Here is a 16,583-nt window from a genome sequence, read left to right as displayed (position 1 = left end):
GGTTCCCCCTGTAGCCGGGCAGGCTTCAAGTTTGCTCAGCACGAGCCTGTCGTACAATCCCTTCCATGCTGCACCTTCTGCTGCTGCTTGTCGGTCTGGCGGTCCTCATTGCAGGCGGCGAACTGCTCGTTCGCGGAGCGAGTGCCTTGGCCGAGCGGCTGGGCGTGGCCCCGGTCATCGTCGGCATGACGGTGGTCGCTTTCGGCACAAGCACACCGGAACTGGTGGTCAATCTGGCGGCAGCGATCCGGGGCGACAGCGCCATCGGCTTCGGCAACGTCGTCGGCTCGAACATTGCCAACGTCGGGCTGCTATTAGCGATCACCGCGCTGGCGTATCCGCTGGTGATCCACCGTTCGATTGTCACCCGCGAAATCCCCATGCTGCTGCTGGCCAGCCTCGCCGCCGTCGTGCTGGGGCTCAACAGCCTCACCGAAGGCGGGGCCGACCGTTTCACGCGCGGCGACGGATTAATGCTTCTGCTGCTGTTCGGGGTCTTCCTCTACTACACGCTCGGCGACGCCTTGCGTCAGCACGACAGCGACGCTTATTTCACCACACCGGTCGTCACCGCTGGGGGTGAGACGGTTCCCACGGCATCTGGCGTGCGCCTCGCGGCCCTGGTCGGCGGCGGCCTGTTGCTGCTGGTCGGCGGCGGCGAACTGACCGTCCGCGGAGCGCTGGGCTTCGCGCAGGCGGCGGGCATCCCGGACGTGATCGTCGGCCTCACCCTCGTGGCAGTAGGCACCAGCCTGCCGGAACTGGCGACCTCCATCGTTGCCGCCCGGCGGGGGCAGACCGACCTGGCGGTGGGCAACATCGTCGGCTCGAACATCTTCAACCTGCTGTTCATCTGGGGCCTGACCGTCACGCTCGCCCCCACCGACCTGCCCGCCGGTGGACGAATCGATCTGCTGGTGATGACCGGCTTCGCCGCCGCGCTACTGCCGATGGCGCTGTCGCAACGGAAGCTATCACGTTGGGAAGGCGGCTTGCTGGCAGTGGGCTACATGGCGTACATCACCTGGCTGGCGATGCGGTAGCGGTGTCGCGTACGTTGCCTTGCAACGCCGTCAGCACGAACAGCCAATCGTTGGCATCACCGTCGCTTCTCCCGATGCGCTTCAGGCAGTTCCAGCGGCGGCCGGTGACGCTTGGCGCGAATCCAGTTTGCGGCGCGAAAGATCGGCCGTCGGCGGATCAGCCAGCGCTCCAGATCGCGCTTGCGCGGAAAGTCCAGCAGCATGATCGCCACGAAGATCGTTAACAACCCCTGCCCGGGCAGCACCAGCATCGCCAGCCCCGCCAGCAGCAGCACCAGCCCAAGCGCGTTCTTGGCCACCACGAGCAGCAGGTGCACCGCCGGATGACGCGTGGGCCAGTCCCGCACCGGCCGGCGGGTGAAGTAGTCCGCCGGCAAACGCGCAATCAGCAGCGGCATCGCGATCAACGTAGCGACGAACATGAAGACGCTTAACGCCGTCAGCGACCAGAGCAACGCTTCGTATTCTTCCAGCCAGGCAAGCAAGGGTGACTCCTTCATTGCGAAACGTGTCGCGGCGTGCCGGAATGACTGGCTCCACTTTCGAGACAACATCCCACCCGTCGCGGCACATCATAAAGAAGGACGCTGTTCACGCGCGGCTTTGAAACGTCGCCACCAGTGACTGCGACGTGCAGGAGGGCGCTTATAGCCATGGGCTGCGGTGGCGAGCATGGATCGTACATAGGAAAGGTGGCGATCGACTGCTCAACGTCTATAATCGATCCGTCATGCCTGAAACATTCCCCCTGCTGACCGACGCCGCGCCTGTCCCCCTCCCAGGCAGTTGCACGCCACCGTGAACGGGTGGTCGCACGCATATTGTGGCTCCTCGATGCACCGACGGACCCCGGCTTAAAAATCAAAATGTCCGCTCGGTTCCAAGCATCTGACGACATTTCGGTCGCCTCCCTATTAGCCAGTCGAATAGTATCGACGGCAATCCGACCATCCCGATCGCTTACTTGCAGTCAACCGTACGGGCTACTGCAAACAGGATGAAGCTCATGGCTGAAAAACTTGCATTCGGTGTTGAACCCTCGAAGCGGCGATACCACCTGCGACTTGCGCGTTACCCCGGCATGGTGGATGCGGTGCGGGCTTTTCGCGAAAAACTGGCGACCAATGACGATGCCGATCGGTCGTTGGCACTGCTGGACATCGGCGCTGCTCAAGGGCGAACGCTGAAGTACCTCAAGGCGGCGGGCCTGGACGAAGGCATCACCTTCCACGGCATGGACAACGAGCCCAAGGCGACGAACCGCATCTTCGAAGCCGATCGCTGGCACTACCGTATGCACGATGCCGAGCAGGGCCTGCCCTACGAGGATGGTGCGTTCGACATCGTGATCTGCGAGCAGGTGCTTGAGCATCTGCACCGGGCGGACTTCGTGCTTTCGGAGATCGGCCGGGTGCTGCGGCCCGGCGGCATCGCCATCCTGGGCGTGCCGAGTTTCCCGCCCGGCCTCGCGGCCGTGCGACGCCACATCGTGCCGCACCTGGATCGGCTGACCGACCGCCATCGCGGTCACGTGCAGGTGTTCACCCAGCAATCATTCGTCAAGCTGATCCGCCAGACGACTGATCTTGAAGTCGAACGCGTGCAGGCGTTCCGCTGCATCTCCGGCGGGGTTCTCGCACCACTGGAAAACCTGGAATGGTGGTACCGGCTCAACCGCCGCGCCGCGACAGCCCTGTCGCACTTGGCGATCGAAATCCAGGTGATTGCCCGCCAGCCCACGGCCGAGGCGTCCGAAGCCGTGGCCGACCCGTCCCGTCGCCGCCGACTGTTTGGGGACGACGATGCGCGACAGCCGGCGGCCTCGCGACTGGCCGGCGTGATCAGCCTCAACTGGCAACGGATGCGGGATCGACTCGTCAACACGTCCACAAGCTCGGCAGTGCTGGGGATTGTGCTGACGTTGCTGGCGGTGACGATTTCGACGGTGCTGCTGAGCGACCAGACCAGCCGATGGCTGTACGCGGATGGTACGGGCGTCTTTGAAAAAATCAGCGTCTGGCTATGGCTGGGGCTGGGTGTGAGCCTGGTCGCCCTGTGGCGGACGATGGCCTGGTGGCGTGTGGCCGCATTGGCTGGCACGTGCCTCTTGGCCGGGGTGATCGAAGGTCGGTGGTATCAGACATGGCACGAACAGGGTAGCGCGATCATCGCCGTCGGGGTGGTCCTCGGCCTGGCAACCCTGATGGTGCTGTTCCATCTACTACGCCAGAGCCGAGGGCTGCGCGAAGGCTGGGTACAGGTGTTGCTCATTGTGCTGGCGGCAATGGGCATCGCCGAGGCCTTCGACCAGATGCCGGGCTTCCTGCACGCGTCGTTCGGCATCGTCGTGGACGGCACGGCATACCACATTCTGCGTGCCGGCGAAGAAGGCCTGGAACTGCTGTTGCCCGTCCTGCTCGGTGTCGCAGCGCTGGCATGGGCTCATGCACAGGCAAGCAGGCATGCCGTTGCCGAGTCATCCGCCAAGGGATCGTAAAGTATCCAATCGAATCTGAACATGGAGCAGAATCCCGCTTCGAATCGGCGTCGTGGTTGACCGTTCACTGGATCACCGGTCGACTTCGACGCGCTGTACCTGCCCGGTGGTGCTGAACGTACGGTCGGTTCACAGCACGAGCTTGGCTTGCTGCTTGGCAACGACTTGGAGGAGAGGTACTTCCATCACCAGAACCGCAACTTGCCTTGTTGCCACACCACGTACGTTAATCCATTGGAACGTCGACGACTGTCCGGCCAGCCTGACCGCTCAAGCCAGCCGCATGAAAGGACCAACTGCGTGCTACCATCTTCCCCGTTAACACGTGCCACACTGCTGACGCTCGTCGTAGCGACAATTATGCTGAGTCTTTTGCCATGGTACTTCACGAGCGAACAGTCGCGTCGATGGCTCTATGCAGACGAGTCAGGCTTGTTTGAAGTAACCAGCCTGTGGCTCTGGTTGGGGGTTGCATCAGCTATGTTCATCATCTTGCGTCCGTTCACGTGGCGGGTGGCGGCAGCGGCGTTTGTCTGTCTGCTTGCCGCAGCGCGTGAAGCCGACTGGCACAAACACTTCGCCGGTTACAGCGTGCTGAAGATCGGCTACTACATTGATCCCAGCTTCCCCCTCACGCAGCGACTGTTGATCGGCGTGATCGTCGCAGCAGGCGTGGCCTGCTTCATCGTCGTCGGTCTTACCTGTTACCGTTATCTTCGCCATCAGGAACCCCACCGCATGCCGTGGGCACAACTGCTGCTCATCGTTGTGGCGGTTGGCATCGGGAGCAAGGTGCTGGATCGGACGCCGGCGATCGCCGAGGACATGTTCGGCATCACCATCCCGGACATGGCACAGCAGATGATGCAATCGAAGGAAGAAGGGTTGGAAATGTTCCTGCCTGTCCTGCTGGGTTTTACCGTTGCGTCGTTCGCCTGTTGGCAACGTGACAAACAGCGGCACGGGCGAGTTGAGGCGACGGCATAGACAAGGCCGACGCAACTGGATGGATTTGCGACAACAAAGCCCCAGATGCCATCCCGCGAGGCGTGTCATCGCTGGCAAAGATTTTGAATGTGACCACCATGCAATCCAGTTGCGCGGTCATCGAAGCCGAGATCCATACTCCGCAGCAGATGACCAGAGGCGAGTTGGCCCGGCACGACACCGAGCGCATGGCCCGCCCACCTATCAGGGCGTAGGGGGCTTATCTGGAGGGGCGTGCGGTTGCCCGAGTAATCTAAGCAGTTGGCGAGTTTGTTTCGAACTGCAGTTTGCCAGCTTTCCGGATGGCGACAAAGCCTCTGCCGGTGCGCGTCGCGAGCGCATTGAGCAAGTCGGTGGTACGATGCAGGTGAACACGCGGGTCGTCCTGACGGTGCTGCTGGAGCCGGCCTGACGCCTTTTCAAGCTCTTCGCGGGGTTCCACGGCCGTCACGCCAACCGATCGTGGATCCAACTGAAGCGAATGCGCGGCTCCTGCGCAATGCGTTCGGCGACCCTGTCCGCCTGCAACTCGACGCGCTCGGCGTGCTGGCAGAGAAAGGTCTGGGCCCGCGCCGCCTTGCCCGTCAATGGCAGATTGGCAATGCCCCATGTGTCCACAAGATGGCGGACGATGCTGGCGTAGTCACGCACGGTGTAGACGCCGAGCCGTTGGGCGACCACGGAGAAGTGGTCGAACAGGTCGGGATCTTTGCCGTCATACATGGCGATGATGCGCCGCAGCATGTTCCCAGCGGTGATCGTGCCGCCCGCTGGGTCTTGCTCCAGCACCGCGCTCATCATGCGGGTGTAGAACATTTCGTGACGGGCCTCGTCGCCGGCGATGCGTCGGCAGATGTTGCCCAGGGCGACGTTGCCCTCGGCGGCGGCGAGCTTGCCGACGTTGTTGTGCGAGATCTTGGTCGCTCGCTCCTGAAAGGCGGTGTAGACCAGGCCCGCGTAGAGATCGGGGTGCACCCGCGGGTTGAAGCCGTTGTTGAGCAGGTGGTGGACCGTGAGCTCGACCGACTTCATCTCGACTCGGCCGGTGAGGCGGAGGAAGGCGTTGAGCAGGTCGCCGTGGCGGTTCTCCTCGGCAGTCCACCCGCGCAGCCAGCGGGCCCACGGGGCATCGCTTGTGCCCTCGAAATCCTGGGCAATGATGTTCAGTGACACCGAGTAGCTGGGCAGCGCCTCTTCGGTGACCATGTCGCCCACGAGCACGACGAGCACCTCGTCGGACAGGCCCTTGGCTGGCTCGCGAAACTCGGCCAACTGCTCGTGCCAGTCCGGAGCAGTCAGGTCGGGCAGGTAGTCGGTCGGCTGCCACGATTTCTCGGGTGGGATCAGCAGAGAAAGGCTCTTCCTGACCGTCTCCGTCAGACCCGTGAGGACCTCGCGCTGCGACTCGGAAGATGGGGCTTCGTAGCGGTTCATTTGCCCCATCTTAACGGCGTTACGTTAGAGGGAGCGCCAATGGGCAAAAACCGGCAGACGGAGGTGTGACGCCGATGAAGATGTGCACCACAAACATTGATTGGGACGGTTCCCGACTCGGATTTGGCGGGGGTTACGGTTGAAGGTACGAAGAGGCCGTCCACTTCGGGCAAACCGGATCCAAAGACTTTAATGAAGAAGGTGTTGGGTTTGAGTGCTTTTGTTTCGACCATAAACATCTTTCATTCTGACCCGACGTCTGGCGGCGATTCCTGATCGTCATATCGGTCAGCGTATTGTAACTCTCGGCCGCCTCGTCGAACCACTCGCCAAGGGTACCCTCTTCGACATGCTACATATGTCGTGTGTTGTGACCTGCCCTCCCTATCCTGCGGGGGCGGCTAGTACTCGTATGTCAAAGGGGGGGAGTATTAAGTTCACCTAATGTAATTCAAGGACCGGCTGGTTGCGATTCTTGTGACGTGTTGTTTTACGTCGTTCAGAAGTCGACGCCACCAGTCAATCTAGCTTTTGCAGGCATCAGAAGACGAACAGGTGTCCCGTTTCACCTTCGTCGTCCACCGCCACATGGGTGTAGATCGAGGTGATCGCCACATTGCTGTGGCCGGCCGCATCCCGCACCTCGGCCAGTGAGCGACCGCCTGCCAGAGCGTGGGAGACGAAGCTGTGCCGGCCGTGATGGATGGTCAGGTCAGCCACGCGATCGTCACCGAGACAACTGCACGCGGCGAGGAAGCGCTTGCGAAGGTTGAACCGATCCAGCCGCTTGCCTTCGTTGCCGCGACACTGGGTGCAGATCAGCGGATCGCCTGCGGATGCACCGTTCGCCTGCCGATGCACTTTCCACGCCTCGAGGTCCGCGAGTGTGCCGGCGTCCCACCACAGCGGGACCCGGCGTGCCTTGTCGCCCTTGGCAATCGTCCTGCGTACATTGATGTAGGGACGCGTCACGCCCACCCGCAGATCACCGAGGTTCAGCCCGACGATCTCCGAGGCCCGCAGGCCGCAGCAGGTGGACAGCCGGAAGATGATCAAGTTCTGTCGCGTGTTCACTGATCGGGGTTCTTTCCGCTTCAGGTCGGCCAGGACCGTGGTGATTTCTGAGCGGCAGAGGATTTTAGTGACGTCCACCTTCCAATGCGTAGCCGTGTTCATGGATGGATTCTCCTGCTGGGAAGCGATGAGGCACGCGATGTCAGCCGCGCCGAAAACAACGCATGACATGCAACTTGTTCAGCTGACTCACTGCCCTTGGTACGGACCGGGATACTCGGAGGACGAGACGGTGGCCACCAAGGCTGCGTGGCCGGAAGCTTCACGATCTGCATTAGCTGATGTACAGCCGCTCATCACCACCGCCCATCTCCATGCCGGGCGGCATTTCGCCGCTCACCTTCACGTGCTCAGCAACGATTCTGCGCCGCAGTTTCTCCACTGCCTCCGCCTCCAACCCCGTCTGCTCCAGCCACTGCCGCACCGTAATCACCTGCGGCCCTGCAACCCGCACGTCGAGTTCGATTGCGGCGGGAAGATGGTCACGACACCACGCGAGAACCTCCGCCTCCGCCACCACGGTGGGACGCACAGGTTGTCGGCGCAGGCTCAACGTGCCCCCGGGCAAGGCAATGGAGCGGCGGCGGCCCCCTCCGAGCCGCCACCTCGCCCATGCCTCCAACCGCGGGGCGAACCATTGCAGCAGACGTTCTTCCTGCTTCTGGGCGCGACGGATTTCGGCGGCTGCCCATTCATCGACGTGCTTGGCGTAGCTTCGGGCAGCATTGATGCGCCTGGCGATGCGATTGGCAGTTCGTTCGTCGCAGATCTGATGGCTGGTGACGTTGCTCATCATCTGTTCCTCCTCCTGTGACCGCTTGATCGCGGCGGCACGGCCTTGAATGTTTAGAAACTGATTCGTCTGGAGACTCGACGTACCTGCTCAACAATTGGACGTGGCTCCTCATCCACCGTTTGCGACCGACGCCTCCTATGCGCCGGGTTGGCTCTCGCCAGCCCCAGCAGATACGTACGATGTCGGCCAGATTCGTCCGGCGTAGGTTCCGACGGTCGAACCAGGAAAAAGGAAGGAGGCAATGCCCGGGCGAATGCGTCATCATCCTGGAACAGATAGTGTCCCTGCCTCAGCCAATCCCGTTCCGGCGATGCGGATCTTTCCACCCATGACCAATCGAGATTGGTCCATCGCTGTCGCAGCAGATGAATGGTGGATCGCTGCGCTGCTCCCTTCTGCAACAGCCACCAAACGCCACCTTGTTCTTCGAACGCCGCATCGCGTACGAGCCGGCCCCACGGAAAAGCGAGGTCGGGTTCAAAGTGGGTCTGGTTCGCCGCGGCCTGCTCAAGATGCCGCAGCGTGGCAAAGACGGCAGCATCCGTCCATAGGTTCGGACAGTTCGTCGGCCGCCCTCGCCCCAGCAGTGCTCTGGCCACCGTTTCGAGGCAGGCGAGTTTGGGTCGTATCCCCAGCAGATCGAACGGAGGACAACCGACGTTTGGAAAGTCGTGTTCCATCAGCCGTCTGGCAAATGCCGACACACCACATCGGAATAGTTTTCCCCTCGCATGCGTCAGATGGATCGGTTCGTTGTGTACAAGCCACATGCCATACCTCTCTGCTCATCCCTCGACTGGCCTCGGTCTCCTTCGAGTCATCAACCTATGCTCGGTGTGGATCCTGAGAACACGTTCCCCGAAGGCCACGTTCATGCGCTGCTATCGTTTTCCTGTGACACACATCATCAAATCAGCCTATCTCGCCCGAGCATCATGCAAAGCTGGGATCCAGTTTGCAGAGGACCGGCTCCAGCGCCGTGCCTTTCCAGAATCGGAAGTGTCCTGCCCGGATCGCTTCGGCCGCCACCAACACCGTGTGCGCCATGTTGCTTTCCAACATGGCGATTGCCTTCTCGCAATAGCGCATCCTTTTCAGCACCACGGCCACTTGTTCCACTTCGCAGACAATGTGCCGGGCAAGCGTGGGCTCCACCTCCGTAAGTTTGCACGTCAGGTAGTTCGACCGGAAAAGTGAGGATGCCCAAGCCATCGTGGTACGGGTCACCAGCCGGTCTTCGGGCGAACGAAAGTAGTGTGCTCGTCTGTCCAGGGTGAACGGTTGACATTGTGATGCATCCGGGTCAAGCCGCCTCAAACCACTGGTCTGCATCGTGCGCCGCCACAGGCGGTCATGCCCGAGCCGCATCGACAGAAAGGTGGTCAGCAGGATCCATTGCGTGCTGCGCGTTGTGTCGTAGGGCGAGGGGCTGGGACTGCCAGCCTGCAATGGCTGCTGAATGCAGTCGGCCTGATGCCAGACCCACCCAGTCAGTTCGGGTTCCTGTGACTCCAGCGCCTGCCACCACCAATCCATGTTGGCTGCCGTGATGAACTGCGTCGCTTTACGGACGATGGCCTCAGTCACCAGTCTTGTCAGTCGCCGCTCCATGGTCCTGCCTCCTTTGCCGGACGCCGCCTCGAATTTTCTTCACCACTGCCGGCTTGTCGAAGTGCATCCCTGCCTTATACGCGTCGGGTTTGGACCAGAAGACGCCGACGGCCTGCGGATCGCCCCGGCGGTAAAGCGCGTAGAGCGGCTCATCCTCCGGCAGATCCACAAGATTTCGCAGCGACGCTGCTATCAACAACTCACGCGGTTCGGCAGCAGGTGATTCACTCGCCAGACCGCTGTCCGTGAATTTCGCAAGCCTTTCCTTTGCGGCAGATGCCTCTTGGGGCGTCGGGTCGGGCGCGACCGCACAGAAATAGTCCCGTGGCAAATCCCAGCCCTCCCGCGCACGCCTGGCGAGCCCAGGATCGTCCAGCATGCGGTCCAGGTGTTCCCATGCCAGTTCCGTCCGAACCAGCCGGTCCCGGGCGATTTCAACAACGGATTCCCACTTGCCTTCATCCCGTGTGTCCATCTCCACACAGCGAATCAGGTCCAGTGCCCGCTGAACGTCCAAAACGATCTGTCGCCACGTTCGCGACACCACACGGCCGTGCACCTCCTGCAATGTGCGATCGAGTGCGTGCCGGTAGATGGCTGCTACGGTAAGATCCAGATGAATCGTCGGTTCGGGAGCCGGACACGCCTCGACCAGGAGTGGCTCAGCAACCTGCCACAGGAGCATCAATTGTTGGTCGCGCGAAAGCTCGTCAAACATCTGAATGCCGGTTGCCGGCGTATCGGCGGGCACCTTCCCCAGATCCGCAAGCAACGAAGAAAGCCCTGCGACGAAAAGTTTTCGCATCGGGCCATCTTTCAACGTCACAAGGTCACCATGTTCACCTGTCCACATCGTTTTGCTCCGGAAATCCAAATACCACTCAACCCGTGCCATGATCACGACGATACCTGAATAGCTATTTTTATTATTGCGAATTCGCTATGACTGTCAACCCCTCCGATTTGCCAAACCGTGTTCTGGCCGCACGGCAACAATGTGGCATGACGCAAGCAGAGCTTGCCGAAGCGGCCGGCCTCCAGCAGAGTGTCATCGCGCAGATCGAGGGCGGTCGACGTAAGCCTTCGTTTGACAACCTGCGACGCCTTGCCCTCGCCCTCCACGTCTCCGCTGACCACCTGCTGGGGCTGGACGAGGATTCAACCTCCAGCCCCCCGGCGATAGCAGCCATCATGCGCATCATTCGCGATCTGCCCGACGATGATCTCGAACTTCTGAGCGCCATGGCCGAAACCATGCGGAAACGGACGCAAAAAAAACGTGGCAGTACTCGGCGATGACAACTGACAGACCAACCGCCTCCGCCGATCACGTACTACGTACCTCCGTGGATCACCCCGTCGACCAGCCGCGCGAACGTAAGGATCAACACAAGCACCAGCACTCCCGCGAAAACGTACTTGTTCCACGCAGGCCACTCTCGCAATTCGCTGGCATCCAGTTTCGGGTAGTGGTAAATCGGTCCGGTCCATAGTGCCACCACGATCGGGATCCATCCATATCCGCACATGAGTAGGCCGATCACGACAAGCGGACTCATGATGTGCCCCTTGCGGTACCATGGGAGTTGGTCGTAATACTCGCGAGGAGTGGTTGTCGGCCCCGCCGGAGCCTTCACTGGTTCTGATTCTGCCTGAAAGCTGACCGGCGCTGGAACGGCGACAGCCGCCATCTCAGCCTGAGCAACAAACACGTGCTGACACGTCTTGCACTTGACGCGCCGGCCCGCCAGATGGTCCGCCAGCTGATAGCTCTTGTCGCAATTGGGGCAGGTGACCTTCATGACGTTTTTCCCTTGACAACAATGCCATGCCGGCTCATCCCATTGCAAAGAGCGTCGCCAGGCACATGATGAAGGAGTATGCCTGGCCAGCCTCCACGGCGTCCCGCCCGCACATGTAGCGGGCAGCGCAGCATTTCGCCGCCAGTACCCATAACTGCCAAGATCAGATCTCCCCCATCATCCGGAGCAGCCAATACGAGACGTAGAGCACGTTGACGATCCCGAGCGTCATGCCAGCCCACGCGTAGGAATAACCCCCGACGCCACCGATTACCCCGAGAACAATGGCCGCCATGCCCAAAGGAATGCCGAACACAAAAATGCCCATTAGCCCGAAGACACAGGACAGGATAGCGCAGGCTTTCATTGACACGGCTCCAAGATCATCTTCTGAGCCCTCAAACGCAATGTGAAAACACTCGCTGTCACGGAACAGCCGGGCGCTCCCGGGGCAATCATGCCCCCTCCTGTGCACGGCACCGTGGCCCCTTCGCGTACCAGTGAGTTCCACGCGACGACCGCCAGCATAGCCCGACCGCATTTAGCGGTCAAGAGTGGCCGTGCGGACGATCTTCGTCTATGACGGAATCACTCCACCACCCCGCGTACCGAAACATTACCGAAGCCGTGAAAGCAATGCGTCACGCGGCCGGCCTTTCCCAGCGGGATCTTGCGGCAAAACTGGGGAGAGAATTGAGTTTCGTAAGCCGTTTGGAGCAGGGACAGCGCCGGCTCGATCTGCTGGAATGGGTGTGGGTCTGTGAGGCGCTCGGACGTGACCCAATAGAAGAGGGCAAAGCAGTGCTGGCCAAGCTACGGTCGAAGAACACGAGACGGTGATTCCACCCGCTCGCGCAAAGAGTTTGGCTGGCGACAGTCGACATCATCCGCCACAATACACGACATGAGCACGACTGCCCCTTCCGGGCCCATGACACCGCAGCGCTTCATCAGCATCTGGTCGAAGGCGGAGCTCTCCGAACGCGCCGCCAGCCAGGAACATTTCATCAACCTGTGCCAGATGCTCGGCCAGCCCACGCCGGCCAGCCACGACGCCACGGGGGCCGAGTACACGTTCGAGAAAGGCGTCTCCGTTACCGACGGGGCCTCGAAGGGGGCCAAGGGGGCGTATGGCTTCGCCGACGTGTGGTGGAAGGGCAAGTTCGCCTGGGAGTACAAGCGCAAGGGAAAGCACAAGGACCTCCATGACGCGTACAAGCAGCTGAGCCAGTACCGCGAGGCGTTGGACAATCCGCCGCTGCTGATCGTCAGCGACATCACCCGAATCGAGATCCACACCAACTTCACCGGCACCGCGAAACAGGTGCACGCGATCAAGTTGGTTGACCTTGATCAGCCGGAGAACCTCGACAAGCTCCGCCGCGTCTTCACCAACCCCTACAGCTTCCGCCCCGACCGCACGCCCGAGGCCATTACCGAGCAGGTGGCCGACCAGTTCGCCAAGCTGGCTGTGGCCCTGCGGGATCGCGGCCACGAGCCACACGCCACCGCCCACTTCCTGATGAAGTGCATGTTCTGCCTCTTCGCCGAGGACGTGGGGCTCCTGCCGAACCGGCTGTTCTCCCGCATGCTCCAGCAGTGGCACGACAGCCCCGAGGGGTTGACCGATCGCCTAACCGAACTGTTCGACAAGATGGCCGATGGCGGCGCGTACGGCTTCGAACGCATCCCCTGGTTCAACGGCGGGCTCTTCCGACGGGACGAGCCCGCGTTCGACCTGACGACCGACGAGATCGACGTGCTCAGCCGGGCCGCAAAGCAGGACTGGTCGCAGGTCGAGCCCTCCATCTTCGGCACCTTGTTCGAACGCTCGCTCGACCCTACTAAACGGGCGCAGATCGGAGCCCACTACACCAGCCGTGAGGACATTCTGCTTGTCGTCGAGCCGGTGGTGATGGCCCCGCTCCGCCGGCGGTGGCAGCAGGTGCAGGATGAGGTGAATCAGCAGCTAGAACGGCGTCGCAAGGCGAAGACAGCCGAGACGCGTCGCAAGGCCAATGACGAAATCAGTGATCTTCTGCGAGGGTTCGTGCTCGAACTCGCATCGGTGAACATCCTCGACCCCGCGTGCGGCTCTGGCAACTTCCTTTACGTCGCCATCCAGCAACTGCTGGGTCTGGAGAAGGAGGTGCTTACCCATGCAGCCAGGCCTGACATCGGCCTGGGCGGCCTGCTGCCTCATGTGCGGCCAACGCAACTGCACGGCTTGGAGGTCAACCCATACGCCGCCGAGTTGGCCCAGGTGGTGATCTGGATCGGCTATCTTCAATGGATGGAGGGCAACGGTTTCAACGCGCCCCGCGATCCGATCCTGGAGCCGATCACCAGCATTGAGAATCGCGACGCGATCCTGGCTTGGGCAGACGAGAATGGCGAGCCGCTCGCTGTGTGGCGAAAGGGGGCACGGTGCACTGGGCGTGCAGATTGGCCGGCTAGCCACTGCATCATCGGCAATCCTCCATTCCTCGGATCCAAGCTGTTTCGTCAACACGGCCTGCCCGACGACTACATCGCAGCGATGTACGATCAGTACGACATCCCCAAAACCTCCGACCTATGCTGCTACTGGTTCGAGCAGGCCCGACACCTGCTCGAATGGGCAAAGAAACGCTACGGCGAAGGTGCCTATGGCAAAGGTCCGTATGGTGGTGTTCACCCGAACCTGAAGATTGGCCTGCTCGCAACCCAAGGCATCCGTGGTGGGGCCAACCGCAAGGTGCTCGAACGCATCAAGCAGACTGGCGACATCTTCATGGCATGGGCGGATCGTGACTGGATACTCGATGGAGCATACGTGCATGTCTCGATCGTTGGGTTCAACGCCGAACCGGCCGATCATCCCGTACTTAACGGCGAGCCTGTCGATTCGATCAACTCAGACCTGACAGCGGGACTACAACTCCGTGAAGCGAAACCACTTCCAGAGAACAAGCGGGTGGCGTTTATGGCAGACACGAAAGGAGGTTCATTCGAGGCAGAATGGGCAAAGTTTCGCCCACTGCTCGCCACTCCGAACCCGCATGGGAAGTCTAATGCGCAGGTCATGCGTCCTTGGGTGAATGGTCGTGACATCATGCAGCGACCGCGTGGTCAATGGATTATCGACTTTGGCGTGCACATGAAGCACGATGAGGCGGCCGAGTTCGAAGCTCCTTTCGAATATCTTCTTCAGCACGTCTACCCCATCCGCAAAGACAACCGTCGCCCCGTCTACGCGAAGTACTGGTGGAGGCATGTTGAACCTCGTCCTGCGATGCTTCAGCAGATGCAGGGACTCGATCGTGTTCTAGTGACGGTGATCACCTCGAAGCATCGTGTCTTTACATGGCTGGATGTTGCCACGCTGCCGGATCACAAGCTGATTGTGTTCACGCGGTCGGACGATTATCTCATGGGTGTGCTGCACTCTGCCGTCCATGAAGCGTGGACGCGAGGCACTGGTGGCCAAGTTCGCGAGGTCACATCTGGCTTTAGTTACACGCCCACCTCCTGCTTTGAGACCTTCCCACTGCCCTGGCCGCCGGGCCATGAGCCGGCGGACCACCCGGCATGGCAACGCATCAGCGAGGCCGCCAAGGCCCTGCACGAACAGCGTGAGCGATGGCTGAACCCGCCGGAGTGGATCAAGCCGATCGCCGACCAGGTGGATGCCGAGGATGACTTTGCTGATGTGGCCGCCGCCTCCGGCGAGGACGCCCGGCGGCTGATCCGCGAGTCCGCCATCCAGGCCCGCGCCGCCAAGGACCCACGTCTTAAGAAACGCACGCTCACCAACCTGTACAACGAGCGGCCCACCTGGCTCAAGCTCGCCCACGAGCAACTCGACCGAGCCGTACTGGCCGCCTACGCCGCCACCGACCCGGATGGCGGCTGGTGCGAGGACTGGGCCGAGGTGTGGAAAGATGCCGGTGCCGGCCAGCCGCTGCCCGAGGGGCACGAGTTGATGGGGCGGCGGGCAGAAGTGGATCAGCAGGTGCTGGGAAACCTACTTCGGTTGAATCAGAAGCATACATGACCTCAAAAGTAGATAACATGACTCAAACAATTGACAAAACAACGTATCGCCTGCTTACACAGGTAAAGTCCGATTTTGACCGCCTACGTTGGCAAGCTCGACCTATTAGGGCGCAACTGATTCATAGAGCGACAAACGCTGAAGCTGAAGGGGTCGTCGGAATACCAGCGATACAAGGCGACATGATTGCAATGCAAGGAGCCGGGCACCGGGAAGCATTTCAGCGACTGGACAAAAACGGTAATGCGATATTCCGGGACGATCCGATACTGGATGTCAAAGGAAATCCGATTACAAATTCAGCTGGGGAAGCATTTGACGTTGTTATGCCCGCATTTCGCAAGGTCTCATTCACGGGTGTAAACAAGGATTATGGACTATTAGCTGGGCTCGCCGAACGAGCGGGGCGTATAGTCACTCGGCTTGGGAAGCTGCCATTTCCGTGCTTTGAACAGGGTTGGCAGTTTAGTCAGCCAAGCGACTTGTGGTGGTCGTTGATCTTTGAAATAGCTTGGTCTGGACGGCATCCTTTGCTAGTGGCGGATAAACGGATCTGGCTGCCTGACGAAAATCCTCATAGTTTCGTTCCGTACGACCTTCAGCAACTCAAGTTCCTCGCCCAGCCTGGCCCAGGCCCTACGATCGCGGTGCCGGATAGCTGGCTCAATCGCCTCCCTGATGCATGGGTGAGTGAAATCGAAGATACGGTTGCAGCGTCCTTTGACGTGGCAGACTTTCTGCTGACCAAGTTGACACCTGAAGATCCTGAGGAAGCAGTTGGCGACGACACAATGACTACTGAGCTCTATACTAACATGCAGGCGTTTACTCCCATTCGCCGACGATTCGCCGTCGCACTATCGTTTCCCGGTGGGCATCGCAAAATTGTGCAGGAAATAGCCGACGCCTTACGGCCTGTTTTCGGTGAGCAGCGGATCTTTTACGACTATTATCATCAGGCGGAACTCTCACGACCCAATCTGGATCTCCAGTTGCAGGAGATCTATTCCAAGGAATCTGACCTTGTCGTCGTGTTCGTTTGTGGCGAGTACAAGGAAAAGGAGTGGACTGGCCTTGAGTGGCGTGCTATTCGTGAGTTAATGAAAAGCAATGCTAGGACTGACGATGATATCATGTTCGTTCGACTCGACAATCAAGATATTCCAGGACTGTTGAGCATTGATGGCTACATGGATTTGGCGAAACAGACCCCCCGTGAAGTGGCAGATGGAATACTAAAACGCTGGGCTGCAAAACGATAAGTATGTCGTTTCGACGTGAAGTAGGCTTATACCTACGCTGA

Annotated in this window: 16 protein-coding genes; 7 read left to right on the top strand and 9 right to left on the bottom strand. The window is 60.4% G+C overall.

Translation table 11 applies throughout. The features are described from left to right. The first annotated feature begins 65 nt into the window (after positions 1–65). Entirely contained in the window at positions 66–1,043 is a 978-nt protein-coding gene (locus tag ACERK3_15725; GenBank protein ID MFA9479736.1) for a calcium/sodium antiporter, read from the top strand. A gap of 56 nt (positions 1,044–1,099) precedes the next feature. Here the strand turns inward: ACERK3_15725 and ACERK3_15720 are convergent, their stop codons facing one another. Next, a complete protein-coding gene (locus tag ACERK3_15720) occupies positions 1,100–1,528 on the bottom strand; it encodes a PGPGW domain-containing protein (protein MFA9479735.1) in 429 nt (142 codons plus the stop codon). 521 nt (positions 1,529–2,049) lie between these two features. Here ACERK3_15720 and ACERK3_15715 point away from each other — a divergent pair. Both ACERK3_15715 and ACERK3_15710 read left to right on the top strand, forming a co-directional pair. After that, on the top strand, positions 2,050–3,540 hold the full coding sequence (locus ACERK3_15715) for a class I SAM-dependent methyltransferase (GenBank protein ID MFA9479734.1): 1,491 nt from the start codon (positions 2,050–2,052) through the stop codon (positions 3,538–3,540). Positions 3,541–3,687: 147 nt separating this feature from the next. Beyond that, positions 3,688–4,527 carry a hypothetical protein gene (locus tag ACERK3_15710; GenBank protein MFA9479733.1) on the top strand — a complete coding sequence of 280 codons (840 nt, stop codon included), beginning with the start codon at positions 3,688–3,690 and terminating at the stop codon, positions 4,525–4,527. A 447-nt stretch (positions 4,528–4,974) separates the two neighbouring features. Here ACERK3_15710 and ACERK3_15705 read toward each other — a convergent pair whose 3' ends face one another. The 6 genes from ACERK3_15705 to ACERK3_15680 all read right to left on the bottom strand — a co-directional run bounded on the left by ACERK3_15705 (position 4,975) and on the right by ACERK3_15680 (position 10,247). Then, positions 4,975–5,961: an acyl-ACP desaturase gene (locus tag ACERK3_15705; GenBank protein MFA9479732.1), complete on the bottom strand. Its 987-nt coding sequence runs from the start codon at positions 5,959–5,961 to the stop codon at positions 4,975–4,977. Between the two features lie 540 nt (positions 5,962–6,501). Further along, positions 6,502–7,137, bottom strand: coding sequence for a tyrosine-type recombinase/integrase (locus ACERK3_15700; protein MFA9479731.1), 636 nt, complete (start codon positions 7,135–7,137; stop codon positions 6,502–6,504). Positions 7,138–7,309: 172 nt separating this feature from the next. Then, complete coding sequence (locus ACERK3_15695) at positions 7,310–7,831, bottom strand: hypothetical protein (GenBank protein ID MFA9479730.1); 522 nt, start codon at positions 7,829–7,831, stop codon at positions 7,310–7,312. A 50-nt stretch (positions 7,832–7,881) separates the two neighbouring features. Next, positions 7,882–8,511: a hypothetical protein gene (locus tag ACERK3_15690; GenBank protein MFA9479729.1), complete on the bottom strand. Its 630-nt coding sequence runs from the start codon at positions 8,509–8,511 to the stop codon at positions 7,882–7,884. Between the two features lie 253 nt (positions 8,512–8,764). Further along, the gene (locus ACERK3_15685; protein MFA9479728.1) at positions 8,765–9,442 is read right to left on the bottom strand and encodes a hypothetical protein; all 678 of its coding nucleotides are present in this window, start codon (positions 9,440–9,442) and stop codon (positions 8,765–8,767) included. Then, positions 9,411–10,247, bottom strand: a complete 837-nt coding sequence (locus tag ACERK3_15680; GenBank protein ID MFA9479727.1) for a hypothetical protein — start codon at positions 10,245–10,247, stop codon at positions 9,411–9,413. Before ACERK3_15680 ends, ACERK3_15685 begins: the two co-directional genes overlap by 32 nt. Before the next feature lie 137 nt (positions 10,248–10,384). On the opposite strand from ACERK3_15680, the gene ACERK3_15675 reads away from it, so the two are divergent. After that, the gene (locus ACERK3_15675; protein MFA9479726.1) at positions 10,385–10,741 is read left to right on the top strand and encodes a helix-turn-helix domain-containing protein; all 357 of its coding nucleotides are present in this window, start codon (positions 10,385–10,387) and stop codon (positions 10,739–10,741) included. A gap of 35 nt (positions 10,742–10,776) precedes the next feature. Here ACERK3_15675 and ACERK3_15670 read toward each other — a convergent pair whose 3' ends face one another. Together ACERK3_15670 and ACERK3_15665 are read right to left on the bottom strand one after the other, a co-directional pair. Continuing rightward, positions 10,777–11,244, bottom strand: a complete 468-nt coding sequence (locus ACERK3_15670; GenBank protein MFA9479725.1) for a zinc-ribbon domain-containing protein — start codon at positions 11,242–11,244, stop codon at positions 10,777–10,779. 163 nt (positions 11,245–11,407) lie between these two features. Further along, entirely contained in the window at positions 11,408–11,611 is a 204-nt protein-coding gene (locus tag ACERK3_15665) for a hypothetical protein (protein MFA9479724.1), read from the bottom strand. A gap of 212 nt (positions 11,612–11,823) precedes the next feature. Here ACERK3_15665 and ACERK3_15660 point away from each other — a divergent pair, with 212 nt between their 5' ends. The 3 genes from ACERK3_15660 (at position 11,824) to ACERK3_15650 (ending at position 16,542) form a co-directional block, all read left to right on the top strand. Beyond that, on the top strand, positions 11,824–12,084 hold the full coding sequence (locus tag ACERK3_15660; GenBank protein ID MFA9479723.1) for a multiprotein-bridging factor 1 family protein: 261 nt from the start codon (positions 11,824–11,826) through the stop codon (positions 12,082–12,084). A gap of 64 nt (positions 12,085–12,148) precedes the next feature. Continuing rightward, the gene (locus ACERK3_15655) at positions 12,149–15,280 is read left to right on the top strand and encodes a class I SAM-dependent DNA methyltransferase (GenBank protein MFA9479722.1); all 3,132 of its coding nucleotides are present in this window, start codon (positions 12,149–12,151) and stop codon (positions 15,278–15,280) included. After that, positions 15,277–16,542: a TIR domain-containing protein gene (locus ACERK3_15650; GenBank protein MFA9479721.1), complete on the top strand. Its 1,266-nt coding sequence runs from the start codon at positions 15,277–15,279 to the stop codon at positions 16,540–16,542. The genes ACERK3_15655 and ACERK3_15650 overlap by 4 nt, the downstream gene beginning before the upstream one ends. The last annotated feature ends 41 nt before the right edge of the window (positions 16,543–16,583 follow it).

It is taken from the genome of Phycisphaerales bacterium AB-hyl4, assembly GCA_041821185.1.
Taxonomy (GTDB): Bacteria; Planctomycetota; Phycisphaerae; order Phycisphaerales; family Phycisphaeraceae; genus Natronomicrosphaera; species Natronomicrosphaera hydrolytica.
Note: the sequence above shows the minus strand (reverse complement) of the source record. Positions and strands in the feature narration are given on the sequence as shown.